Consider the following 23728-nt stretch of genomic DNA (forward strand, 5'->3'; position numbering starts at 1 on the left):
CCGAATGAGGGCTACGACGACGATCCGCTGAACCTGCGGACGAGGTAGACGACACCCGCGATCAGCGCCACCGCCAGCAGGATCTTGAAGAGCAGCCCGATGAGAAAGCCCACGACGCTGCCGATCAGCCCGCCGAAGACGACCAGCAGGATGACGGGTACCGCGACCCACTTCACCCACCACGGAAGTCCCGCGAATATCTCCTTCACGGCCATTGCTCTGCCCTGCTTTCTGGTCGTCGCCCGGTACTCGCCCGGCCCGCCCGGCTCCTGTCCGATCCCGCCCTGCACCATCGATGCTAGGACGCCGCCCGGCCACATTGGGGGCCCGCGGCCCCGGCTGTCCCCTGAGCCTTCCCCTACGGGTACGGAAGGCCCGCCTCGGCTGCCCGGAGGAGCCGGCCGGGCTCTCCGGCTCAGCTCTCCGGCGGCGAGAAGATCACCATGACCCGCAGGTCCTCGGTGATGTGGTGGAACTTGTGCGGCACCCCGGCCGGTACATACACCACGCTGCCCCGTGCGACCTGCGTCGTCTCCATCCCCACCGTGATCGACGCGCGCCCGCTCACCACCAGGTACACCTCGTCCTGCTGGTGCGGCGCCTGCGGATCGCTGCTGCCGGCGTCCAGCGCGTACAGCCCGGCCGACATGTTCCGCTCCCGCAGGAACTGCAAGTACGCGCCGTCGTTGGCGGCCCGTTCCGCCTCCAGCTCCTCCAGCCTGAACGCCTTCATCACCCGCGCACCCCTCACTGCTGCCGTCGTGTCTGCGACGATCCCACCATGAAGAATTTTCTGGTCAAGACGATCGCCAACGCCGCGGCCCTCGCCGTGGCCACCTGGCTGCTCAGCGACATCACGCTGACCGGCACCAGCACCGGCAACAAGGTCTGGACGCTGATCCTCGTCGCGCTGATCTTCGGCGTCGTCAACGTCATCGTGAAGCCCGTGGTGAAGCTGCTGTCGTTCCCGCTCTTCATCCTCACCCTGGGCCTGATCACGCTCGTGATCAACGCCCTGATGCTGATGCTGACATCCTGGCTGGCGGGCAAGCTCGACCTCGCCTTCCACGTCGACGGCTTCTGGACCGCGGTACTGGGCGGCCTGATCGTCTCGATCGTCTCCTGGGCGCTGCACGTGATCCTGCCGGACGAGGACTGAGCCACACGGCCCGGAGCACGGCGCCCGGCACGCACGCCACGGCCGTCCTCGATCCCGACTTTCCCGACCCGAACTACGGCGGCGTGACAGGCTTCGAGGACTGCCCGGCACGGTCGAGGCCGTCTGCGAGGACCTGCTGACGGTCGTCCGGGACGAGCCGGCCGGGCGGAAGATGCTCGACGAGAAGGCAGGGACGAGCCCATGACAGGCGACGACGCGCGCATCACCGGCGACAGCACCCGGGCCGTACGGGCCGGCCTCCCCGAGGCCGAGGCGTACCACCCGACCCTCCCCGGGCCGGTCTTCGCGGCCCACTACCACCTGCCGGGCGACGCCTCCGGGCCGTACACCTACGGCCGCGAGTCCAACCCGACCTGGACCCTCCTCGAAGAGGCGATCTCGGAACTGGAGTCGCCCGGCGCGCCGGCCCGCACGTCGGTCTTCGCCTCCGGGATGGCCGCGATCTCCGCGGTCCTCTTCTCCCAGGTCCGCACCGGTGACGTGGTCGTCCTGCCGAACGACTGCTACCAGCTCATGCCCGCCGTACGGGAGCGCCTGGAGAGCTACGGCGTCGAGGTCCGCACCGCCCCGACCGCCGGGGACGCCCAGCTCGACGTACTGGACGGCGCCCGGCTGCTGTGGATCGAGACACCCTCCAACCCGGGCCTGGACGTCTGCGACATCCGCCGGCTCGCCGAGGCCGCGCACGCCCAGGGCACGCTGGTCGCCGTCGACAACACCCTCGCCACGCCGCTCGGCCAGCGCCCGCTCGACCTCGGCGCCGATTTCTCCGTGGCCAGCGGTACGAAGGCGCTGACCGGCCACGGTGACATCCTGCTGGGCTATGTCACCACCCGCGACCAGGCACTCACGGACTCCGTACGGCAGTGGCGCAAGACCGTCGGCGCGATCCCCGGCCCGATGGAGGCGTGGCTCGCGCACCGGTCGCTGGCCACGCTGGCGTTGCGCGTCGAGCGGCAGGCGGTGGGCGCGCTGGCGGTCGCCGAGGCGCTGCGCGACCGCCCGGAGGTCACCGGGCTGCGCCACCCGGGGCTGCCGACCGATCCCGCGCACGCGGGCGCGGTGGCCCAGATGCGCCCCGGACGCTTCGGCTGCGTCGTCTCCTTCGTCCTGCCGGACAAGGCGCACGCGGAACGTTTTCTGGCCGAACTGACGCTGGTGGACGACGCGACGAGTTTTGGGGGAGTACGGTCGACGGCCGAGCGGCGTGGACGCTGGGGCGGTGACGCCGTACCGGACGGGTTCATCCGCTTCTCCGTCGGCGCCGAGGACCCGGACGACTTGGTCGCGGACGTACTCCGGGCCTTGGACGGGGCCGCGCGGGAGTAGTTCCGTCCGGCACCGCTCCGCCGGTGGGCCCGTCGGCCGACATCGGCCGTACGCACAGCAGACGGTCCGAGCCTCCCCCCTCTTGGCTCGGACCGCCCTCGGTTCAATGCGCAACGAACCGCATAATCAAGGCTAGTTGACTCAGCGTCAGTGTCCAATCACGCTAGCGACACAGCCCTATCGACAAATTTATAGTGGCCCCGCGAGCAGGCATTCCAGAAGAAGGGGGTATGGATGGATCTGGCGCTGTTGCGCACCTTCGTCACTGTGCACCGGGCCGGCTCCTTCACCCGTGCCGCCGCCCTCCTCGGACTCTCCCAGCCCGCGGTGACCAGTCAGATACGGTCGCTGGAACGCCAGCTAGGCCGTCCGCTGTTTCTGCGGAGGCCACGCGGGGTCATCGCCACCACCGTCGGCGACGAACTCGCCCACAAGATCGCCCCGCATCTCGACGCGCTCACCGAGATCACCGAAGCCGGGCTCGACGAGGAATCCGTCACCCGCACTCTCCATCTCGCCGGGCCCCCGGAGTTCGCCGCCGAACGCGCCCTCCCGGCCCTCGCCCCGCTCATCGACCGGGGTCTCGCCGTCCGCACCTCCTTCGGTTCCGCCGAAGAGCTGCTCAGCGGGCTTGCCGCCGGCCACCACGATCTCGCCGTCACCACCGCCCGGCCGCGCGGCGGCCTGCTCACCGCGACCCCGCTGTGCGACGAGGAACACGTCCTGGTCGCCGCGCCCCGCTGGGCAGCACGGATCGGCGGCCCGGCCGGCCTCCAGGACCGCGGCCCGAAGGCCCTCGACCCGGTACCGGTGGTCGAGGTCCACGAGAGCCTGCCGCTGATCACCCGGTACTGGTCCGCCGTCTTCGACGCCCGGCCCACGGCCCCCGCCGCCGTGATAGCCGCCGACCTGCGCGCGGTACTGGCCTGCGCGGCGGCCGGCGCCGGGATCGCCGTCGTACCGCGCTACCTCGCCGCGCCGGCGCTCGACCGCGGCGAGGTGGTCTCGCTGCTGGACCCGCCGGTGCCGCCGCTGCGCACATACTTCCTCGTCGTCCGCACCGGGACGCTCGCCCTGCCGCACATCGCCCGCGCGCACGAGTGGCTGCTGCGGGCCGCTGCGGCCTGGTGACCGGCGGGTAGAGCTACCGCACTGGTGAGCGGCGTGGAGGGGTTCGTTCCGGCGCTGACCGGGGCGTATCCGGCGCGCCTGCGGCCGGATGTCACGCACCCCGCAAGACGCGGGTTTCACCAGCCGTCGAAAGCGGCATCTGTCCCCTATGACCGTACGGCCAGTCGTCAAACGCACCGCCCGCGCGATCCTGCTCGACGGTGACGACCTCATCCTGATCAAGCGCACCAAGCCGGGACGGAACCCGTACTGGATCACGCCGGGCGGCGGCGTGGAGCCCGAGGACGCCACCGTGATCGACGCCCTCCACCGGGAGGTGGACGAGGAGCTGGGCGCCAAGGTCAAGGATGTGGTCCCGGTCTTCGTCGACACGGTCGAGCACGTCACGGACGGCGGCGTGGACGGCGTGAAGGTCCAGCACTTCTTCGTCTGCCGGCTCGACTCCATGGACCTGACCAGGCGGCACGGCCCCGAGATGGAGGAGCCGTGCGGGGAGTACGAGATCGTGCGGGTGCCGTTCACGCGCGTCGGGATCGCCTCCGTCGAGGTCGTACCGCTCTCCCTGCGGCACTATCTCGACGCCAACATCGAAGGCGTCCGGGCGCTGCACGCACCCGATCTGGGCTAAGGGCCCACCTCGTACGAACCGTCCGTTTCACGTGAAACATCCACGTCCACGTCGGTTCACTTCCGACTGTTTCACGTGAAACACGACATGTTTCACGTGAAACAGACGTCGCCCTGGTCTAGCCGAACCAGCCGCGGAAGTCGCCGGAGTCCGCCGGTGCCCGCTGCTGCACGAGCGCCAGTACTCGCTCCGCCTCTTCCTGGAAAGAAGAGGGGTTGGGGGTGCGGGGCCGGGCCGGCGCCGCTTCCGCCGGTTCTTCCGGTGTCTCCTCCCGACGCCGGGAGTGGGCCGGCGTCTCTTCCCGACGCCGGTAGGGGGCCCGATCGGCCGCCTCGGCCGCTGCGCCGAAGAAATCGCCGCCCTTGCGCTTCACATCGTCCGTGCCCCAGGCGCGGTCGCCGCGCTCCTGCCGGGGGACCTTCTGCAGGTGGGGTATGTGCTTGGCGCAGTGGATGTACGCCTCCTCCACCTCGACAGCCACCCATAGCTGTGCGCGCCGCCCTGGAATCGGGTCGACCGGCAGCTCGGGGTGGCGTACCCGCATCTCCTCGTCCGGGACGACCCAGGCCCGCCCGTTCACATGCAGGCCGATCCGGTCGCGCAGGAAGTCCACGAAGAGGATGCCCAGCCGCGGGTTCTCGGAGAGGTTGCCGAGCGAGGCCAGCACGCCGTTGCCGCGGTACTCGGGGTAGATCAGGGTGCGCTCGTCCAGCACGCGGACGAAGCCGGGCGGCCCGGCCCGGAAGGTCGAGTCGCACTCGCCGTTCCCGTCCGCGGTCGCCAGGAAGAACATCTCCTGGCGGCCGACGAACTCCCGCATGCGCGCATTGAGATGGTCCAGGACCTGGTCGCGGTAGAAGCGGTCGGCGCGGTCGGTCGTCCCCATCCGCTCCTGCACGAGGTGCTCACCGTCGCTGCCGGGCCGCTCGGCCCGCTCGTCGACGGCCCAGCTCGGGACCGGCCGCACGGCCGACCGCTCGTACGCCTGCGAAGGACCGGACCGCTCGTGCTTCTCCGCAGTCGAGCCGGGTCTCTCGTGCGTGGGCGCAGCCGGGCTGGGGCGCTCGTAGGTGTACACATCCGGGTACTCGCTCGCGTACCGGCCGGGGTACTGGACCGCGTACTCGTCCGGATACGGGCTCGCAGGCTCACCCGAGTAACCCCAGCGGCTGCTGTCTTCGGTGCTCAAGTACTACTCTCCCGCCGCGACAAGCTCTTCAACGGCGTCATGCCGGATGCGGTCCGACGGGACGCCGACGCCGACCAGCGCGTCCACACCGCTGCGGATCATGCCCGGCGGCCCCGACACGTACGCGTCGTACTCGCCCCACGGACCGTACTCCCGCACCGCGTCCGGCAGCCGCCCGCTGATGCTCCTGTACACACCGCCCGTCGGCCCGCTGGAGATCACCGGGCGCACGGACAGCCAGGGATGGGCGTGCTCCAGCCGCAGCATGGTGTCGATGTCGTAGAGGTCATGATCACTGCGAGCACCGTAGAACACTTCCACCGGGCGCCGGCGGCCGTGCTCGGCGACATCCTCGACCAGTGCCTTGATGGGCGCGATGCCCGTACCGCCGCCCAGGCACAGCAGGCCGTTGTCGGTGGTGTGGTCGACGGTCATCGAGCCGCCCGGAGGGCCGAGCCGGATGACGTCGCCCGGCCGCGCCCGGTGCACCAGCGCACCCGAGACCCAGCCCGCCGGTACCGCTTTGACGTGGAAGGAGAGCAGGCCGTCCGAGCGCGGCGCGCAGGCGAAGGAGTAGTGCCGCCACACCCGCGGCCACCACGGCGTCTCCACGCTGGTGTACTGGCCGGCGAGGAACGGGTACGGCTGGTCCGGCCGCACGGTGACGATCGCGATGTCGGACGTGCGCAGCTCGTGCGCGACCACCTCGGCGTCCCACCAGGCGGGCGCGGTGGCCTCGTCCTCGGCGGCGGCATCGATCATGATCTGCGAGATCTTGGTGTACGCGCGGATCCAGGCGGCCTCGGCCTCGCCGTCCCAGCTCAGCGTGGCGTACCGGGCGAGCGCGCCGAGCAGGCACTCGCCGACGGCCGGGTAGTGCTCGGGCAGCGTGCCGTACTTGCGGTGACCGCGGCCGAGGTGCGCCAGGAACTCGGTGAGCGACGCGTCGTCGTCGACCCGCTGGGCGGCGGTGAGCAGCGCCTTGAACAGCCGGTCGCGCTGCTCGTCCATCGAGACCGGGAAGAGCTGGCGCAGGTCGGGGTAGCGGACGAAGAGCAGCGCGTAGAAGTACGAGGTGACCTGCTCCGCCACCGGCTCGATCTCCGCCATCGTGCGCCGGATGAGCAGTGCGTCGGCGGACGCCTCGGCCGCGGCGGGCCGCTGCGTACGGACCGACGCCTCCAGCGCGGACTCGGGCACGGGCCCGGCCGCAGCCGGGACCTCACGGCGGGGCGGGAGCGTGGCCGTCCGGCCGGCGGCCCGGGGAGCGGCTTGAGGAGTCGTGCGGGGAGCGGTCGGCGGAACGGCCTGCTCGGCCGCGGATTCGGCTGTTCCGGACGATTCGACTGGTTCGGTCGAATCGGTGGGCTTTTCCGGTGACTTGGCGGGAGAGGGAGTGAACCAACCCCATGCGCCACTGTCACCGTCGGCGCCGTTACCGGCCGACTCAGTGGTCGGAGCGTCCATGGTCTGCCTCGCCTCGAACGGTCGTGGAGCGTCTTCGCATTCTTGATCGGCAACCGCTAGCCGGGCAATACCCGCGAAAGCGGCGCAGCTCCGACTGGTGTCACACCCACCGCAGTTCCCGTCTCCGCACGCCTTCGCAGCATGTCAGCCCGCTCCCGTACGTACGGGCGGACAGCCTGAAGTCCCGGTAACAGCCGATGCGTTGCCGGTAGGCTGGCGGACTCCGGACGTGCGCCGGGATATCCCACGGCGCGCCCGTCCGATGAATCGGATTCGACCATACCGGCAGCGGTCGAATTCACAAGTCCCGTTCCGCAGCAGCTCACCGACGTCCCGGTGAAGTCCTGGTGAGTTCCGGGTGAATCGGCCGGTGGCGTGACCGGCGGCGCAAGCCGGTGGACTCATCCGCCGGCCTTCCCGCCGAGCGTCAGCGCGTACGCCTCCCGCAAGTCCCGGCCCGCGTACGCGAAGGTCGCGAGCTCGCTGACGTGATGGTCAGCGTTCACCGCCACGGACGCCGGGACGGCCGCGAACAGATCCGTGTCGGAGCGGGAGTCCCCGTACGCCACGCAGTCGGCCCGGCTCAGCCCGAACGACGCGCAGAGCTCGTCGGCGATCCGCACCTTGGCCCCGGCGGACAGGATGCCGGCCGGGTCCACCCGCTCCCGGAACGGCACGTCCGGCCAACGCGAGCCGTACGCCGCGTCGGCGCCCCAGCCCAGCAGCCGGTCCACGAAGAACGACGGCGACAGGGAGATCACCGCGCAGTGCTCCCCGCGCTCGCGGATGTCGGCCCACACGTCCCGGATGCCGGCCAGCCAGGGCGCCGCCTCGAAAGCTGCCGCGACATCGGCGTGGGTCAGCTCGGTCCACAGGTCGCAGGCCAACTGCGCGAAGCGCGGCGGGGTCAGCTCGCCGGCCGCGAAGGCGCGCTCCAGCTCGCCGGTCTCCCGTTCCAGCCCGAGCTGCCGCGCGATCTCCACGGCGGCGGCAGACCCGTAGAGCAGCGTTCCGTCCAGGTCGAAGAGGTGCAGCTTGGCCATGGGGGCGAGGGTAGGCGGTCGTACCGCGGGACGGGCGGGCCGGGGCGCGTCGGCCGCCTCCGGCCGGTACCGCTGGTCGGCTCCGACCAGTAGAGGTACTCGTACTCGTCCGCGCGTACGGGCGGATACTCCCGCCGTCAGACGCGCGGCGGGCCACCGGGCGCGACGGTGGTGGCATGCAGCAGCTCAGCCGTTCCGCACGCCGGGCCACCCTCGTCGTCCACGTCGTCGTCTCCGTCGGCTGGCTCGGGCTCACGCTCGGCCTCTTGGCGCTCGGCATCGCGGCATCGACCGCGGGTGCCGGTGCGGACCCGGGCGCGGGCGGTGCCGACGGGGCCGACGCCGCCTCGGAACTCGCCGCGGCCGCCTACCGCTCGATGAAGATCTTCATCGACTGGCTGATCATCCCGCTCGCGCTGCTCACCCTGGTCTCCGGCCTCGTCCTCTCGCTCGGCACGCCGTGGGGGCTGGCCCGGTACCGGTGGGTGGTCACCAAGTTCTGGCTCACGCTGGGCGCGGCCCTCGCCACCGTCCTCGCGCTGCGTACGCAGATCGACGCGGCCGCCGGCGCGGTGGTGGCCGGCCGGCCGGTACCTCCCGAGACCGATCTCGTGGTGGCACCGGCCGTCGCGCTCACGCTGTACGTCTTCCTGACCGCGATCTCCGTACTGAAGCCCTGGGGTCCGACAGCCCGCGGCCGCCGCCTGCGCGAGGAGCGCGGGCGGCGGCCGGAGAAGGCCGGCCGGGCGGCCGTGCGGTGATCACTCCAGGCCGGCGGCCTGCCCGGCGGCGACGGCGATCCGGTGGTCCTGCTCCGGCGCACCGCCGCCGAAGCCGATGGCGCCGATCAGCCGGCCGTCGCGGTGCAGCGGTACGCCACCCGCGATGAACAGCAGCGGCCGGTCGAGGGCGGTCGGCAGCGTGTGGAAGAGGCCGTCCGGACGGACCAGGTCGACCAGGTCGGCGGTGGGCGCGTCGAGCTGCAGCGCGGTGTACGCCTTGCGGGTGCTGGTCTCGCCCGAGATCAGCACGGCGTCGTCGTCCCGCCGGAAGCCGAGCAGGTGGCCGCCGGCGTCCAGCACGGTGACGCTGCCGCGTACGCCTTCACCGTCGGCGGCCCGCCGCGCGGCCTCGACGAGGGCGTCGACGTCCCCGGTGGTGAGCGGACGGACGGCGGCGATGGTGTCGGGGGTGCTCATGGGGTGGTGCTCCTTGGGGGGGTGTGGTGGTGATTGGTACGAGGGGTAGTGCGTGGGGAGGGACGGGGCCGAGCGGCTTCCGGGGGGCCGAGCCGCTTCCGGGGGGGCGAAGTCGCCGCTCAAGGCGTCACGCCCGTGCGGGCTCCGCCGCGCTCTCCTCCGCCGTCGCGCCCGCGACGACCCGGCCGGTGCCGCCGGTGGCCGCCCGGTCCCGGCGTTCCAGCGCGGCCGACCAGAAGGCCAGTACCAGCGCGGAGGCCGCGAGCAGCGCGCCGACCCAGTTGGGGGCCGTGACGCCGAGGTCGGCCGAGATGACCAGGCCACCGAGCCAGGCGGCGATCGCGTTGCCGAGGTTGAAGGCGCCGATGTTGACGGCGGAGGCGAGCGTGGGCGCGTCCGCGGTCTGGTCGAGCACCCGCTTCTGCAGCGGCGGTACGGTCGCGAACCCGAAGGCGCCGATCAGCGGGATGGCGACGGCGGCGGCGACCTTGTCGTACGCGGTGAACGTGAAGGTCCCCAGTACGACGGCCAGTGCCGTGAGCGCCACGTACAGCATCGGCATCAGCGCCCGGTCGGCGAACTTGCCGCCGATCAGGTTGCCGATCACCATGCCGATGCCGAAGAGGACGAGCAGCCAGGTGACGGACCCGTCGGCGTACCCGGCGGCCTCGGTCATCATCGGCGCGATGTAGGTGATCGCGGCGAAGACGCCGCCGAAGCCGAGCACGGTCATGGCCATGGCCAGGAGGACCTGTGGGTTGCGGAAGGCGGCGAGCTCGCTGCGGAGGTGCGTGCGCTGCTGTGCGGTGCCCGCTTCGCGGCGGTCGGCCGGTACGAGGGCCGCGATGCCGAGCAGACCCAGTACGCCGAGCGCGGCGACGATGAAGAAGGTCGCGCGCCAGCCGACGCTCTGCCCGATGAACGTGCCGGCCGGGACGCCGACGACGTTGGCGACGGTGAGGCCGGTGAACATCATCGCGATCGCGCCGGCCTTCTTGTGCGGCGCGACCAGGCCCGCGGCCACGATCGAGCCGATGCCGAAGAACGCGCCGTGCGCGAGTGAGGCGATCACCCGGCCGGCCAGCATGACGCCGAAGACGGGGGCGACGGCCGAGACGAGATTGCCCGCGATGAACAGGCCCATCAGCAGCATCAGCATCCGCTTGCGCGAGACCCGGGCGCCGAGGACGGCCAGCAGCGGGGCGCCGACCACGACACCGAGCGCGTAGCCGGTGGTCAGGAAGCCGGCGGTGGGGATGGAGACGCCGAAATCGGCGGCGACCTCCGGCAGCAACCCCATGATCACGAACTCGGTGGTCCCGATTCCGAAGGCGCCGATGGCCAGCGCCAGGAGTGCGAGAGGCATGACTGGGCCCTTCAAAACGTTGCAGAGGGAGGTTGGATGCGTTCACATTAATTGCAGACGCGGGTTACTTGCAAGCGCGGGCTATTTCATGCGTGACCTACCCTGAGGGGTACGACCCAAAGGAGGGTTCTCATGACGCAGTGCCAGCAGACGGTCCGCGCACCCGGCCTCGCCCAGGGGTGGTGCGCGCTCTCCGTCCTGCACGGCCGGATCGAGACGCACATCGAGCGCGCCCTGCAGGACGGGCACGAGCTGAGCGTGCGCGAGTACTCCGTCCTCAACGTGCTCAGCGAGCAGCACGACGGCGTGGGCGGCCACCTGCGCATGCACCAGGTCGCCGATGCGGTCGTCCTCAGCCAGAGCGCGACGACGCGCCTGGTCACCCGGCTCGAGGAGCGCGGGCTGCTGTCGCGTTACCTGTGCCCCGACGACCGCCGCGGCATCTACACGAACGTCACCGAGCAGGGCCACCAGCTGCTGGAGGAGGCGCGCCCCACGCACGACGCGGCACTGTGCGAGGCCCTGCGCGAGGCGGCCCGGCGCCCGGAGCTGGCACCCCTGGTGGCCGCGGTGGAGGGGATGGCCACGGGGGCGGTACCGGCGGAGGCCACCGTGTCGGCCGAGGCTGCTGTACCGGGCGGGGCTGCTGTGGCGGCTGGGGCTTAGGGGGCGTCTGCGGGTGCTTGCCTACGGGCGCATGCTGTGGGCGCGCCGCGCGCTCCGGAGCGACGTGGTGTGCGCGACGCGCACTACCCCTGGGATGCGGCCCTCGCACGGCATATGGTCGCGGCCATGAGCGATTTCAAGATCCGTCGGGCGGCCGAAGCGGACCTCCCCGCCATCGTGGCACTGCTGGCCGACGACGCACTGGGCGCCACCCGCGAGTCCCCGGACGACCTGACTCCGTACCGTACGGCGTACAAGCGGCTGGCCGAGGACCCGAACCAGCACCTGATCGTCGCCGAACGCGCCGACCGCGTCGTGGGCACGCTCCAGCTCACCGTCATTCCGGGGCTCTCGCGGCGCGGCGCCACCCGGTCGATCATCGAGGGCGTGCGCATCCACTCCGAGGAGCGGGGGAGCGGCCTGGGCACCCGGCTCATGGACTGGGCGGTGGAGGAATCCCGGGCGCTCGGCGTCGAGTTGGTACAGCTGACCTCCGACGCCACCCGCGTCGACGCCCACCGGTTCTACGAGCGGATCGGCTTCGACGCCTCCCACCTGGGCTTCAAGCGCCAGCTGTGACCTCGGCGGGACCGTCGGCGGCCCCCGTCGTGGCCCCATTGGCGGACCCATCAGCGGACTCGGCGGTGATCCCGTCGGCGGGCTGCGCCTCAGGGGCTGCGGTGCCTCCCGTACGCGTCCTGGCCCGGGTCCGGTGCGCCTTCTGCCGGCAGGCCCCGCCGCAGTAGCGGGCGGGCCGGCCGGTATGCGCCATACGCACTGGTCCGCCGCATTCTTCGCACACAGTTTCGTTATTTTCTGCGGCTTCGAACGGGAGTTTCGTTACGTCCCGCCCGGCCCGCAGTCCGTCACACATCAGGGCCGTCATACGGCCCGTCACCCCCTCCCCCGGCGCCCCTTCCGGACCGCCGGAAGCCGCCGCCCGGCGGACTTCCATGGTCATGCACCCGGTCAACAGCACGCGCACATCGGCGAGGGACACGTCCTTACGCACCGTGCCGGCCCGCTGGGCCCTGATCAGCAGCACTTCCAACGCCGACCAGAATTCCTCTTCCAGTCCCGGCAGTACGGGACGCGCATCGGTCACTGCCGCCCCTTCCAGCGCGGCACACATCGCCTTGTTCTGAGCGACCAGCCTGACCACCGAGGAAATGAACCGGAAAAAGACCTCCCCCGGGTCCGGCACATCGGCCAAGTCCCGCGCCGTATCGGTGAATAGCCGCAGCCTGTCCGCGACCGTCGCCCTGAACAAGGCGTCCTTGGACGGGAAATGGCGATAAACGGTGCCCGCTCCCACCCCCGCGCGCCGAGCGATCTCTCCAAGCGGAACGGTCAACCCGCGTTCCTCAAAGGCGGATCGGGCCGCCTGTAGCACGAGCGCCCGATTGCGTCGCGCGTCGGCACGCAATGCAGCGGACACAGTCTCCGGCATTCTCCCGGCCTCCTCGAAAACGGCTGCACCTCCACCCCGGAAACCGCACAGATAAACGGGCCGGGCATTCCGATTCTAAGGGCCGCTAAAAGCATGATCGACAACCGCGCATCCGGCGCGCCGACGAAAAGAGCCGACGAAAAACTGCAACAGAAACGGGCCGACCCCTCCGTTTACTGAGGCGTGGTTGAACCACCCCCGGGGCGGCCGACCGCGAATCGGCCGCGAACTCCCCCCTGCGAGACTCGCCACCCTCCGCGGGGACTCGCCCTCACCCCGCCCGCACGGCACTCAACTCGCCCATAAACTAGGGCAGTTAGAGGGCTAGACGCTCCGTTTTCAGGTGAATTGCCGACGAATGCTCGCCGCCCCTCGGAGAACGCCCATTCCGCTTACGCGCCCGGCTCCGCTTCGCCCCCCTGGCGCACATGACTGTGGGGCCGTGTTTCACGTGAAACACGGCCCCACTCAGGCCATCTCCCGGCCTACACCCCTTCAGGCACTCGAATGGCCTACATCGACCTCCGATGCCTCCCTCTGCGGCTCGCTCAGCCCCCGATCACCGCATCCCAAGCAGCCCCCGCTGCCTCAAGGGCGGCCTCGCCGTCCGTCTCCGCACCCAGCGTCCGCAGCCCCTCGCCCAGCGCGGACAGCGCGGCCAGGACCACTCCACGGTCAGCTGCCCGGCCGTAGTGGTTCAGCCGGATCATCTCCTTGGCCAGCGCCCCGGCCGCGGCCTGCAGCGGCACCCCACCGTTCGCAGCCAGCGCCGCTGCCACGACCTCGCGGGCGTCCACGTCCTCCGGCGCCCGGAGCGTCGTGGCGGCCGGTGCGGCGTCCTCGTCGCGGAGCACGTACGGCGTCAGGCCGCCCAGGGCCCGTACGCCCGCACGCGTCGCCGCCGCGGCCGCGCGATGGCGGGCGATGACGGCGTCCAGCCTCTCGTCGTTCACCCGGTCCGCGGCCTGCTCCAGCGCCAGCATCTCCAGCTGCGCCGGGGCGTGCGGCAGCGCCGTACGGCCGCCGTCGATCCAGCGCTCCTTCCAGTCCAGCAGCGAGAGGTAGGACCGGCGCGGCGCCTGCTCATTGGCGGCGATCCGCTCCCAGGCGCGGGCGCTGACGGAAGCAGCCGAGACACCGGCCGGTCCCGCCAGCGCCTTCTGCCCGCCGATGACGCAGAGGTCCACGCCCCACTCGTCGGTACGCAGCGGCTCCGCGCCCACCGACGCCACCGCGTCCAGCATCAGCAGCGCACCGTGCTCCCGCACCACCGCGCCGATCTCGGCGACGGGGTTGGTGTTACCGGTCGCGGCCTCGGCGTGCACCAGGCTCACGAAGTCGATGGCGGGGTTCTCCCGCAGCGCGTCCGCGACCTGCTGCGGCGAGACCGCACCGGTGAACGGGGCGGTGATCGTGACCACCTCGGCGCCGCACGACCGCAGCCAGCCGCCGAAGGTCTCGCCGTACGGCCCGGTGATGATGTTCAGGGCGGTGCTTCCGGGCCGTACGGCCGAGCGGATGCACGCCTCGAGCGGCAGCAGCGCCTCGCCCTGCATCGCCACGACGTCCGCTTCGGTACCCATCAGCGCGGCGACCTTGTCCTCGATCCGTGCGAAGTGCGCCGCGGTGAGCGGCGGCAGGTCGAGCAGCACCGGGGCGTCGGAGTTCGCGGTCGCGGTCGCATCGTTCACGGCAGTCACAGTGGCCTTCCAGCGGTAGCGGGTCCCGCACGACGGCGGCTCCCGGGCACTCCTGATATCTCGCTCGACTGTACGTCCGCCCCGTCACCCCGACTCCGGCGCCCGCGGCCCTCGCCACCCCTCACCTGACTCGCTCCGCCCTCTCCCCTCCGAACTCACCCCTCCGTACGCCAGCCGCCCGCGTCGACGCCGCCCGGTACCGGCACCGACGGCTCGTACGGCGCGCGGGTGAACACGAACGTGCCCAGGTCCAGATGGCTCACCGAACCGTCCCCGGCCCGCACCGCGCGCAGCGTCTCCCCCGCGTAGTAACCGTCCAGACCCGTCCAGCTCCCGTCCTCCCCAGGCCGGAACCGCGAGCTGCGGCCCCCGCCGGACATGGGGCTCAGCTCCAGCTCCCGGCCCGCCCGCAGCCGCAGGAGGTACGGTGCAGAGCCCCAGAACCAAGGGCCGGTCAGCGCCAGCAGCTCCTCGTCCAGCGGTCCGGTCAGTGGCCTCCACGGGTCGGCAATCCGCGGCTCCTGCTCGGCCACGATCCGTACGAAGTCAGCGGCGATCCCACTGATCGCAGGGCCCGACGTGCAGTTGGCCAGCGTGACACCCGCGACGCCCTCGTCCGTGCCGGCGTCCGTGCCGACCCACAGGGAGGCCAGGAAGCCCGGCATGGAGCCGGTGTGTCCGGCCAGCACCCGGCCGTCGTCCGTCCGCAGCAACTGCACTCCCAGGCCGTACCCCGTGCTCCAGTCGCCCTCGGCCGGTACGGCGGGCGTCCGCATCTCGGCCACGCTCGCCGCGCCGAGTACCCGTTCGTCGCCTCGCGCCAGGAACGCCGCCCAGCGGCACACGTCCGACACCGTCGACCACAGCTGACCGGCCGGCGCCATCCGCCCGGTGTCCTCGGCCGGTTCGGGCAGCAGCACGTCCGCCCAGGGGTGCACGGCCCAGCCGGCCGCGTGCGGCGCCACCGGGTCCAAGGTCGTACGCGTCATCCCCAGCGGCTCCAGCACCTCACGGCGCAGCACCGCGCCCCAGTGCTCGCCATCGCGCAGCCGCTCGACGAGCGCGCCCAGCAGCGCGTACCCGGGGTTGGAGTAGTGGTGCCGACGACCCGCCGGGTGGCGGCGCGGCCGCTCACCGAAGAGGTCGGCCGGTCCCGGACGCAGCAGGCCCGGCGTCCGCTCCCACCACGGCCCGCGCGCCTCGGCCGCCAGCCCGGCACTGTGCGAGAGCAGCTGCGCGATCGTCGCGTCGGGTACCGGCGTACCGTCGAGGTGCTTGCCCAGCGGATCGGCCAGCCCGAGCAGCCCCTCGTCCCGCAGTCGCAGGACGAGCACCGCCACGAACGTCTTGGTGAGCGAACCGATGCGGTACTGCATGTCGGCGTGCGGCACCGCGCCGTCCACCGCCCCGCGCAGCCCCAGCCACACCGGCTGCCCGTCCCGTACGACCGCCCCCACCATGGACGGCGCCCGCCCCTCCGTCTGCCCTACGGCCAGCCGCCACCACAGCGCTCGCCGGGTACCCGGCAACAGCTCCGCACCCTGACGATCCTCATCAGAGGACACCACCACGCCGTCCCAGCTCCTCACACCGCTCACGCTCCACTCCATCCCTCACGCTCCGACATGCCGGCTGCCGACGAACTCCCGTACCGCATCGGCGAATCCGACAGGCTCAGTCTCATCGACCGTGCGGCCGGCGGACAGCTCGCCTTCGAGGCAGTCGAGGGTTTTCCGGACCGGAGCTCGGGACCGGGCCAGGTGGACGTTGCCCGTCCGGGCGAACTCCGGTCAGGCGTACTCCGGCGTCATCGCACCGGCCATCTTCAAATGCACAACGGCCTCGTCCTCCTTCCCCATCCGCTGCAGGGTCCGTCCGAGCATCAGCCGGGCGTACGAGTCGTCGAGCGCGTCCTCGACCAACGCCTCCAGTACCTCTCGGGCGCGCGAGAGCTGTGCCGAGTGGAAGTAGCCACGGGCCGCGAGCCGACGGACGTTCGGGTCGTCGGCGTGCTCGTCGAGCAGCGGTTTCAGCATGGTGAGGGCACCCAGCGGATCGTGCTGGTCGAGCAGGGACTCCGCCCAGCGCAGACGCCGTACCTCCGCGGGCAGTTCACGGCTGCGGTCACCTTGGGCGAGGAAGTCCGCGATCACCTCCGGCGGCTGGGCGCCGGCGAGCGCCCGGTCGCCGACCACGATCGTCGGCGAGGTCGCGATGGCGCGTGCCTTGCCGATCAGCAGCAGCTCCCGCACGTCCTGGTCACCCGCATCGGTGTCCAGCAGCGCTGCTCCCGCCGCGAATCCGGACCGCACGGCGATGTCCTGGAGACTGCTCCGGTCGCTGATGTCGGCGCCGTCGATGAAGTGAGCCTTCATGACCTGCTCGGCCACCTCGTTCTGCAGTCCGGCACCACCGTGCCCGAGAGCCAGGTGCATAAGGCGGTGCGCGTCGTGGCTGGCGGCCCGCCATGCCGCTCCCCAGCGCGGGCCCAGACCATCCGCCGCCGCGATTTCCGAGATGCGCACCCGGTTCTCGGCCGGGGACAGGCCCGGCGCGCACTGCCGCAGAGCGGCATCCACCATCGGGTCACGCCATGCCTCCTCGATGGGTACGGCCCGGTCCGGCGTGGTCGGGTCGATCCTGAACGGGCGCCACACCACCTCGACTTCGGCTCCGTCCGGCTCTCGCCCCGCGAGTGCCTTCTCCAGGCGCCGCTTACCGATGTACGCCCACGCGCAGACCACGTCTGCCCAGATCTCGATTCGCATGACCGGGACACTAACCAACAGTTGTCGTTTAGAAAAGCGACAACTGTCGATTAGTGTGAGTGGTATGAACCTGGATGACCCTCGCGCCCAGCGCAGTCGGGCCCGGCTGCGGACGGCGATCCTGGAACTGGTCGCAGACAAGGACCCCGCCGCGATCTCCATGTCGGAGGTCGCCAAGCAGGCCGGGCTGAACCGGGCCACCGTGTACCAGCACTTCCCCGACGTGAACGCGCTGGTCACCGACGCCATGGAAGACGCCGTGGCGCAGGTGGCACGAGCGGCGGCGCTGTGCCCTCAGGACGCCCCCAGGGACGAGGTTCCCGAGCCACTGCACGAGTTGTTCCAGCACATCACCGCCAACGCGGCGCTGTACCGCCGCATGCTCGGCACCCACGGCAGCGCGCTGTTCGCCACGCGGATGCGGGAACGGCTGACCGCCGAGCTCGCCGGGGCTTTCCGGGACGGGCGGCGGCCCAGCGGATTCGACGACGTACCGCCCGAGGTACATGCCGCGTACCTGGCGGGCGCGTTGATCGGTGTGATCGCCACGTGGATCACGGACGACGCGCCTGCTCCGGCCGGCGATAGGGCACTGGCGTTCTGGCGGCTCTTCCGCTCCTGACCACGAGGGCGCCGGCACTGCTGCGCCAAGGACTGTGGGTCCCTGACACACGCCCCGTCAGGTCTGGGCCATGTCCACGAAGCGGGAGTAGTGGCCCTGGAAGGCGACGGTGATGGTGGCGGTGGGGCCGTTACGGTGCTTGCCGACGATGATGTCCGCCTCACCCGCTCGCGGGGACTCCTTCTCGTAGGCATCCTCGCGGTGCAAGAGGATGACCATGTCGGCGTCCTGCTCGATCGATCCCGACTCTCGGAGGTCGGAGACCTGCGGCTTCTTGTCCGTACGCTGCTCAGGGCCACGGTTCAACTGAGAGAGCGCGATGACCGGGAGCTCCAGCTCCTTGGCCAGCAGCTTGAGGTTACGGGACATGTCCGAGACCTCCTGCTGTCGGCTCTCGACGCGCTTGGAACCGCCGGACTGCATGAGCTGCAGATAGTCGATGACCACCAGCTTCAGGTCCTGCCGCTGCTTGAGGCGGCGGCACTTGGCCCGGATCTCCATCATCGAGAGGTTCGGCGAGTCGTCGATGTAGAGGGGGGCGGCCGAGACGTCGGGCATCCGGCGGGCCAGCCGGGTCCAGTCCTCGTCCGTCATCGCGCCGGAGCGCATGTGATGCAGCGCCACCCGCGCCTCGGCGGACAGCAGACGCATCGCGATCTCGTTGCGGCCCATTTCGAGCGAGAAGATGACGCTCGGCATGTTGTGTTTGATCGAACATGCCCGGGCGAAGTCCAGCGCGAGCGTGGACTTACCCATCGCCGGACGGGCCGCGACGACGATCATCTGGCCGGGGTGCAGGCCGTTCGTCAGCGAGTCGAGGTCGGAGAAGCCCGTGGGGACACCGGTCATCTGGCCCTGGCGGGAGCCGATCGCCTCGATCTCGTCGAGCGCGCCCTCCATGATGTCGCCGAGCGGGAGATAGTCCTCGCTGGTGCGCTGCTCGGTGACGGCGTAGATCTCCGCCTGCGCGCTGTTGACGATCTCGTCGACGTCGCCGTCGGCGGCGTATCCCATCTGCGTGATCTTGGTGCCGGCCTCGACGAGGCGTCTCAGCACCGCCCGCTCGTGGACGATCTCCGCGTAGTACTCGGCATTCGCGGCCGTCGGCACGGACTGCACGAGGGTGTGCAGATACGACGCGCCGCCCACCCGGCCGATCTCGCCGCGCTTGGTCAGCTCGGCGGCGACAGTGATCGGGTCGGCCGGCTCGCCCTTGGCATACAGGTCCAGGATGGCCTGATAGACCAGCTCGTGCGCCGGGCGGTAGAAGTCGTGGCCCTTGAGGACCTCCACCACATCGGCGATGGCGTCCTTGGAGAGCAGCATGCCGCCGAGCACGGACTGCTCGGCGTCCAGGTCCTGCGGCGGGACCCGCTCGAAGCCGCCGGACCACGCACCGTCGCCGTCCTCGCGGTCGAACCGGTCCTCGCGGCCGCGTCCCTTGCCGTCGTTCCGGCGAGAGCGGGCGGGCAGCCGGTCGCCGGGGCCGGAGTCGGCCCAGGGGTCCTCCATGGGCTGCATGGGCTCAGGCACGCTCACCAGGCCACCTCCTCCCGTCCGCGACGCGGACCTTGCTGTGCCCTTCTTTCTTACGGCACGGCTCTGACAATCGAGACACCCGACTCCGCTTACGGCGCGACGAGTTCGGATGAATCCAGGGACCGACACGGGGAGGGGGCGCCGCACAACGGTAGGCCGCCGGGCACCGTCCGCCAATCTGGTTATCCACAGGCCGTGTGGATGATCGCCCCCAACCTGTGGAGAACTCCCCGGTTCCTGTGCACGGCGCGGGGGAAATCGGTGTGGACAAACACACAATCACCCCTGCCCGACACCTCTGACCTGCGGCTCCTTCGTCCATAGCCTGTGGGGGAGAAAAACTTCGGCAACCTGTTCAAGATCGCGCCATTCCCCACGGAAAAGAGTGCCTCAGACCCCGGGACGTAAGGGCCACAACCTAGTTGTGTCTCTTACCTGTGGAAGATTAGATTGAGTGCATGACACAGGCTCCCGCGAAGCCCCGGCGCACCGGCCGCAGGCACGACCGCGAGATCATCGCACTCGCTCTCCCCGCGTTCGGCGCGCTCGTCGCGGAACCCCTCTTCGTCATGGTCGACAGCGCCGTCATCGGCCACCTCGGCACCCCGCAGCTGGCCGGGCTGGGCGTCGCCGCCGCCCTCCTCACGACCGCCGTCTCGGTCTTCGTCTTCCTCGCCTACGCCACCACAGCGGCCGTCGCCCGCCGGGTCGGCGCGGGCGATCTCTCCGCCGCCATCCGCCAGGGCATGGACGGCATCTGGCTCGCCCTCCTCCTGGGCGCCGCCGTGATCGCCGTCGTACTGCCCACCGCTCCCTGGCTGGTCGACGTCTTCGGAGCGTCTTCCACCGCCGCTCCGTACGCCACCACCTACCTGCGCATCAGCTCGCTCGGCATCCCCGCGATGCTCGTCGTGCTCGCCGCCACCGGCGTGCTCCGCGGCCTGCAGGACACCAGAACCCCGCTGTACGTCGCGATCGGCGGCTTTACTCTCAACGCCGCCCTGAACGCCGGCCTGGTCTACGGCGCCGGCCTGGGCATCGCCGGCTCCGCCTGGGGCACCGTCATCGCCCAGTGCGGCATGGCGGCCGTCTACCTCACCGTCGTCGTACGCGGCGCCAAGCGGCACGGCGCCTCGCTGCGCCCCGACGCCGCCGGTATCCGCGCCTCCGCACAGGCCGGCGTGCCGCTGCTGGTGCGTACCCTCTCGCTGCGTGCCGTCCTGATGATCGCGACGGCGGTGGCCGCGCGGCTCGGTGACGCGGATGTGGCCGCCCACCAGATCATCCTGACCCTGTGGTCGCTGCTGGCCTTCGCGCTGGACGCGATCGCCATCGCCGGCCAGGCCATCATCGGGCGCTATCTGGGCGCGGCGGATGTGGACGGGGCGAAGGCCGCCTGCCGTCGGATGGTCGAGTGGGGGATCGCCTCCGGAGTGGTGCTCGGCATCCTGGTCGCACTGGCCCGGCCGCTGTTCATCCCACTGTTCACCGCCGACCCGGCCGTGAAGGACGTCCTGCTGCCGGCTCTGCTGGTGGTCGCGGTGAGCCAGCCCGTCTCCGGCATCGTCTTCGTCCTCGACGGCGTACTGATGGGCGCGGGGGACGGGCCGTACCTGGCCGGGGCGATGCTCGTCACGCTGGCGGTCTTCGCACCTGTGGCGTTGGCGGTACCGGCGCTGGGCGGCGGGCTGACCGCGCTGTGGTGGTCGATGGCGCTGATGATGGCCGTACGCATGGTGACCCTGTGGGTCCGTACCCGCTCCGGCCGCTGGATCGTGACCGGCGCGGCCCGCTGAGGGGAGCACGGGCGGTACCCACCGACGGCCGCCGCGCCCGCCGGGCCGCGCGGCCGGCTCCCCGGCTCCGAACGACCGAAGGGGCCGCATCCTCGAAAGGATGCGGCCCCTTCAGCGTGACTCGGTCACTGGGCCACGGTCAGCGGCTGCTGCCCGCGACCCGGTGATCAGGCCGTGCGATCGGGCTGCACTCAGGCAGCGACGACCTCGACACCGAGGTTGGCGACAACCTCGGCGTGCAGACGCACGGAGACCTGGTGCGCGCCCAGGGTCTTGATCGGCGAACCGACCTCCACGCGGCGCTTGTCCACGTCCGGGCCACCAGCGGCCTTGATCGCCGAGGCGATGTCGGCCTGGGTGACGGAGCCGAACAGGCGGCCGGCGTCGCCGGCGCGGACGGCCAGCTGCACCTTGACGCCCTCGAGCTGACCCTTGACCTCGTTGGCCTGCTCGACCGACGCGATCTCGCGGATCTTGCGACCGCGGCGGATCTGCTCGACGTCCTTCTCGCCGCCCTTGGTCCAGCGGATCGCGAAACCGCGCGGGACCAGGTAGTTACGGGCGTAACCGTCACGGACGTCAACGACGTCGCCGGCGGTGCCGAGGCCAGAGACCTCGTGGGTGAGGATGATCTTCATGTTTCGGTCACCCTTCCCTTATCGCGCGGTGGAGGTGTAGGGCAGCAGTGCCATCTCACGGCTGTTCTTCACGGCCGTGGCGACGTCACGCTGGTGCTGGGTGCAGTTGCCGGTGACCCGGCGGGCACGGATCTTGCCGCGGTCGGAAATGAACTTCCGCAGCAGGTTCGTGTCCTTGTAGTCGACGTAGGAGATCTTCTCCTTGCAGAACACGCAAACCTTCTTCTTCGGCTTGCGAGCAGGCGGCTTCGCCATTGTCTCTCTCCAGTGAGTTTCAAGAAGTTTGTGCTGGCGCCCTCAGGCCGCCGGACCACGTTTCACGTGAAGCGTGGTTTCACGTGAAACAGCCCCGCGTGTACGTGCCAGACGTACGTGCCTAGAAGGGCGGCTCGTCCGAGTAGCCGCCGCCGGAGCCACCGCCCCAGCCGCCACCGCCGCCACCCTGCTGGCCACCGCCTGCAGGAGCACCGGTCGCCCAGGGGTCGTCGGCGGGAGCCCCGCCGCCCTGCTGGCCGCCGCCGGGGCCGCCGCCCCAGCCGCCGCCACCGCCCTGGCCGCCGCCCTGCGGGCCGCCGCCGAAGCCGCCGCCCTGAGCGCCCCGGCCGCTGGTCTTGGTGACCTTGGCCGTGGCATTGCGCAGGCTCGCGCCGACCTCGTCGACGTCGAGCTCGTAGACCGTGCGCTTCACGCCCTCGCGGTCCTCGTACGACCGCTGCTTGAGGCGGCCCTGCACGATCACGCGGGTGCCCCGCGTGAGGGACTCGGCGACGTTCTCCGCCGCCTGACGCCACACCGAGCAGGTCAGGAACAGGCTCTCGCCGTCCTTCCACTCATTGGTCTGACGGTCGAAGGTGCGGGGAGTGGACGCGACGCGGAACTTCGCGACCGCCGCACCGGACGGGGTGAAGCGCAGCTCGGGGTCGTCGACAAGATTGCCGACGACCGTGATGACGGTCTCGCCTGCCATTAGGGGAACCTCTCGGCGGGTGTGCTGCTGGCTGCTGTGTTGCTACTCGAACCCGATGTCCGCTGAACGCTTACGCGGTCAGTGGGTCTCGGGACGGAGGACCTTGGTCCGGAGGACCGACTCGTTCAGGTTCATCTGACGGTCGAGCTCCTTGACGACGGCCGGCTCGGCCTGGAGGTCGATGACCGAGTAGATGCCCTCGGGCTTCTTGTTGATCTCGTACGAGAGACGACGACGGCCCCAGGTGTCGACCTTCTCGACCTTGCCGTTGCCCTCACGGACGACGGAAAGGAAGTTCTCGATCAGGGGGGAGACAGCGCGCTCCTCCAGATCGGGGTCGAGGATGACCATCACCTCGTAGTGACGCATGTGGAACCCACCTCCTTTGGACTCAGCGGCCACGGTCGTTCCGTGGCAGGAGGGTCGTGATGCGTTCCGCGCCCGGTCCGTACAGCGAATGCAGACAGACATGGGCGCAGACCGTACAGAGTACCTGCCTGAAGGCTTCCGGTTGAAATCACGCCACCGATCCCCCCAATCTGGAACACAACGGGTGTGAGCGGCGTTACAGTGCGCCGCCCTGTCTACGGAGGTGCCGCATGACACATGCAGTACAGCCCCAGAAGACCCAGCAGCACGGCCTGCTCTCCCTGCTGAACAGCGACGGCAAGGCGCACCCCCTCGAAAACACCCTCGCCGCGGCGACGCTGGTGCTGGGCCTCATCGCCGTCATCTCCGCCTCCTTCACCCACCTGCACCTGCTCAGCTCCTGGGCCGGGCTGTTCGGCATCGCCACGGGCGCCTGGGGACAATTCATCTCCGTCACGACCGGGGAACGCTTCGTGCTGATCATCGGTCTCGGCGCGTCGGCACTCGGGTTCTTCCTCGGCATGGCGCACGGCGGCCTTTTCGGAGGGGTGCTGGGCTAGCCGCACGGATGACGTACGGCCCCCTGCGTACGTAGGCCCAGACGGGGCGCTCCCTTGGCGCAGTAGGCTTCGGCGCGAGAGCCGGAGCCCCGACCACGGGGACAAACCTGCCGAGGAGCGC

The 23728-nt window shown here is 70.7% G+C and carries 26 protein-coding genes; 10 read left to right on the plus strand and 16 right to left on the minus strand.

Translation table 11 applies throughout. The annotated features are described in order from the left end of the window. Window positions 1-11: 11 nt before the first annotated feature. Entirely contained in the window at window positions 12-215 is a 204-nt protein-coding gene (locus tag IG84_RS0100745; protein ID WP_031049877.1) for a DUF5326 family protein, read from the minus strand. Between the two features lie 200 nt (window positions 216-415). After that, window positions 416-733 (minus strand): cupin domain-containing protein, encoded by a 318-nt coding sequence (locus IG84_RS0100750; RefSeq protein ID WP_031049880.1) that lies wholly within the window; start codon window positions 731-733, stop codon window positions 416-418. Between the two features lie 48 nt (window positions 734-781). Between IG84_RS0100750 and IG84_RS0100755 the strand changes: the two genes are divergently transcribed. From IG84_RS0100755 to IG84_RS0100770, 4 genes are all read left to right on the plus strand, one after another. Next, entirely contained in the window at window positions 782-1159 is a 378-nt protein-coding gene (locus IG84_RS0100755) for a phage holin family protein (RefSeq protein WP_031049883.1), read from the plus strand. A 222-nt stretch (window positions 1160-1381) separates the two neighbouring features. Continuing rightward, on the plus strand, window positions 1382-2509 hold the full coding sequence (locus tag IG84_RS0100760; protein WP_037799015.1) for a cystathionine gamma-lyase: 1128 nt from the start codon (window positions 1382-1384) through the stop codon (window positions 2507-2509). A 234-nt stretch (window positions 2510-2743) separates the two neighbouring features. Then, complete coding sequence (locus IG84_RS0100765) at window positions 2744-3640, plus strand: LysR family transcriptional regulator (protein WP_031049888.1); 897 nt, start codon at window positions 2744-2746, stop codon at window positions 3638-3640. A 148-nt stretch (window positions 3641-3788) separates the two neighbouring features. Then, on the plus strand, window positions 3789-4268 hold the full coding sequence (locus IG84_RS0100770; RefSeq protein ID WP_031049890.1) for an NUDIX domain-containing protein: 480 nt from the start codon (window positions 3789-3791) through the stop codon (window positions 4266-4268). A gap of 118 nt (window positions 4269-4386) precedes the next feature. On the opposite strand, the gene IG84_RS0100775 is transcribed toward IG84_RS0100770, so the two are convergent. The 3 genes from IG84_RS0100775 to IG84_RS0100785 form a co-directional block, all read right to left on the minus strand. After that, window positions 4387-5154 carry a pyridoxamine 5'-phosphate oxidase family protein gene (locus IG84_RS0100775; protein WP_051861272.1) on the minus strand — a complete coding sequence of 256 codons (768 nt, stop codon included), beginning with the start codon at window positions 5152-5154 and terminating at the stop codon, window positions 4387-4389. Between the two features lie 306 nt (window positions 5155-5460). Further along, complete coding sequence (locus IG84_RS37595) at window positions 5461-6924, minus strand: globin domain-containing protein (RefSeq protein WP_031049896.1); 1464 nt, start codon at window positions 6922-6924, stop codon at window positions 5461-5463. A 401-nt stretch (window positions 6925-7325) separates the two neighbouring features. Next, window positions 7326-7967, minus strand: coding sequence for an HAD family hydrolase (locus IG84_RS0100785; protein ID WP_031049898.1), 642 nt, complete (start codon window positions 7965-7967; stop codon window positions 7326-7328). 176 nt (window positions 7968-8143) lie between these two features. On the opposite strand from IG84_RS0100785, the gene IG84_RS0100790 reads away from it, so the two are divergent. Then, window positions 8144-8728, plus strand: a complete 585-nt coding sequence (locus IG84_RS0100790) for a hypothetical protein (RefSeq protein WP_031049901.1) — start codon at window positions 8144-8146, stop codon at window positions 8726-8728. Here IG84_RS0100790 and IG84_RS0100795 read toward each other — a convergent pair whose 3' ends face one another. Together IG84_RS0100795 and IG84_RS0100800 are read right to left on the minus strand one after the other, a co-directional pair. Next, window positions 8729-9166: a GlcG/HbpS family heme-binding protein gene (locus IG84_RS0100795; RefSeq protein ID WP_031049904.1), complete on the minus strand. Its 438-nt coding sequence runs from the start codon at window positions 9164-9166 to the stop codon at window positions 8729-8731. 127 nt (window positions 9167-9293) lie between these two features. After that, window positions 9294-10532: an MFS transporter gene (locus tag IG84_RS0100800; protein WP_031049908.1), complete on the minus strand. Its 1239-nt coding sequence runs from the start codon at window positions 10530-10532 to the stop codon at window positions 9294-9296. Window positions 10533-10664: 132 nt separating this feature from the next. On the opposite strand from IG84_RS0100800, the gene IG84_RS0100805 reads away from it, so the two are divergent. Both IG84_RS0100805 and IG84_RS0100810 read left to right on the plus strand, forming a co-directional pair. Next, window positions 10665-11198 (plus strand): MarR family winged helix-turn-helix transcriptional regulator, encoded by a 534-nt coding sequence (locus tag IG84_RS0100805; protein ID WP_051861213.1) that lies wholly within the window; start codon window positions 10665-10667, stop codon window positions 11196-11198. 126 nt (window positions 11199-11324) lie between these two features. Then, window positions 11325-11777, plus strand: a complete 453-nt coding sequence (locus tag IG84_RS0100810) for a GNAT family N-acetyltransferase (RefSeq protein ID WP_031049916.1) — start codon at window positions 11325-11327, stop codon at window positions 11775-11777. On the opposite strand, the gene IG84_RS0100815 is transcribed toward IG84_RS0100810, so the two are convergent. From IG84_RS0100815 to IG84_RS0100830, 4 genes are all read right to left on the minus strand, one after another. Beyond that, on the minus strand, window positions 11761-12648 hold the full coding sequence (locus IG84_RS0100815) for a TetR/AcrR family transcriptional regulator (RefSeq protein WP_063761726.1): 888 nt from the start codon (window positions 12646-12648) through the stop codon (window positions 11761-11763). The genes IG84_RS0100810 and IG84_RS0100815 overlap by 17 nt on opposite strands. Window positions 12649-13196: 548 nt before the next feature. Continuing rightward, window positions 13197-14348 (minus strand): pyridoxal-phosphate-dependent aminotransferase family protein, encoded by a 1152-nt coding sequence (locus IG84_RS0100820; protein WP_031049920.1) that lies wholly within the window; start codon window positions 14346-14348, stop codon window positions 13197-13199. A 155-nt stretch (window positions 14349-14503) separates the two neighbouring features. After that, window positions 14504-15937 (minus strand): serine hydrolase domain-containing protein, encoded by a 1434-nt coding sequence (locus IG84_RS0100825; RefSeq protein WP_245659194.1) that lies wholly within the window; start codon window positions 15935-15937, stop codon window positions 14504-14506. A gap of 201 nt (window positions 15938-16138) precedes the next feature. Next, on the minus strand, window positions 16139-17116 hold the full coding sequence (locus tag IG84_RS0100830) for a DsbA family oxidoreductase (protein WP_031049926.1): 978 nt from the start codon (window positions 17114-17116) through the stop codon (window positions 16139-16141). 64 nt (window positions 17117-17180) lie between these two features. Between IG84_RS0100830 and IG84_RS0100835 the strand changes: the two genes are divergently transcribed. Continuing rightward, window positions 17181-17738 (plus strand): TetR/AcrR family transcriptional regulator, encoded by a 558-nt coding sequence (locus IG84_RS0100835; protein WP_031049929.1) that lies wholly within the window; start codon window positions 17181-17183, stop codon window positions 17736-17738. 57 nt (window positions 17739-17795) lie between these two features. Here IG84_RS0100835 and dnaB read toward each other — a convergent pair whose 3' ends face one another. Further along, window positions 17796-19250: a replicative DNA helicase gene (gene dnaB, locus IG84_RS0100840; RefSeq protein ID WP_031049931.1), complete on the minus strand. Its 1455-nt coding sequence runs from the start codon at window positions 19248-19250 to the stop codon at window positions 17796-17798. A 485-nt stretch (window positions 19251-19735) separates the two neighbouring features. Here dnaB and IG84_RS0100845 point away from each other — a divergent pair, with 485 nt between their 5' ends. Beyond that, complete coding sequence (locus tag IG84_RS0100845) at window positions 19736-21073, plus strand: MATE family efflux transporter (RefSeq protein ID WP_031049934.1); 1338 nt, start codon at window positions 19736-19738, stop codon at window positions 21071-21073. A gap of 191 nt (window positions 21074-21264) precedes the next feature. On the opposite strand, the gene rplI is transcribed toward IG84_RS0100845, so the two are convergent. The 4 genes from rplI to rpsF all read right to left on the minus strand — a co-directional run bounded on the left by rplI (window position 21265) and on the right by rpsF (window position 23047). Further along, window positions 21265-21711, minus strand: a complete 447-nt coding sequence (rplI, locus tag IG84_RS0100850) for a 50S ribosomal protein L9 (protein WP_031049936.1) — start codon at window positions 21709-21711, stop codon at window positions 21265-21267. An 18-nt stretch (window positions 21712-21729) separates the two neighbouring features. Continuing rightward, window positions 21730-21966 (minus strand): 30S ribosomal protein S18, encoded by a 237-nt coding sequence (rpsR, locus tag IG84_RS0100855; RefSeq protein ID WP_003978893.1) that lies wholly within the window; start codon window positions 21964-21966, stop codon window positions 21730-21732. Window positions 21967-22087: 121 nt separating this feature from the next. After that, entirely contained in the window at window positions 22088-22678 is a 591-nt protein-coding gene (locus IG84_RS0100860; RefSeq protein ID WP_030615309.1) for a single-stranded DNA-binding protein, read from the minus strand. 78 nt (window positions 22679-22756) lie between these two features. Beyond that, entirely contained in the window at window positions 22757-23047 is a 291-nt protein-coding gene (gene rpsF / locus IG84_RS0100865) for a 30S ribosomal protein S6 (RefSeq protein ID WP_003978891.1), read from the minus strand. Window positions 23048-23277: 230 nt separating this feature from the next. Between rpsF and IG84_RS0100870 the strand changes: the two genes are divergently transcribed. Continuing rightward, window positions 23278-23607, plus strand: coding sequence for a hypothetical protein (locus tag IG84_RS0100870; protein WP_031049939.1), 330 nt, complete (start codon window positions 23278-23280; stop codon window positions 23605-23607). The last annotated feature ends 121 nt before the right edge of the window (window positions 23608-23728 follow it).

This window comes from Streptomyces ochraceiscleroticus (assembly GCF_000720485.1).
Taxonomy (GTDB): domain Bacteria; phylum Actinomycetota; class Actinomycetes; order Streptomycetales; family Streptomycetaceae; genus Streptomyces; species Streptomyces ochraceiscleroticus.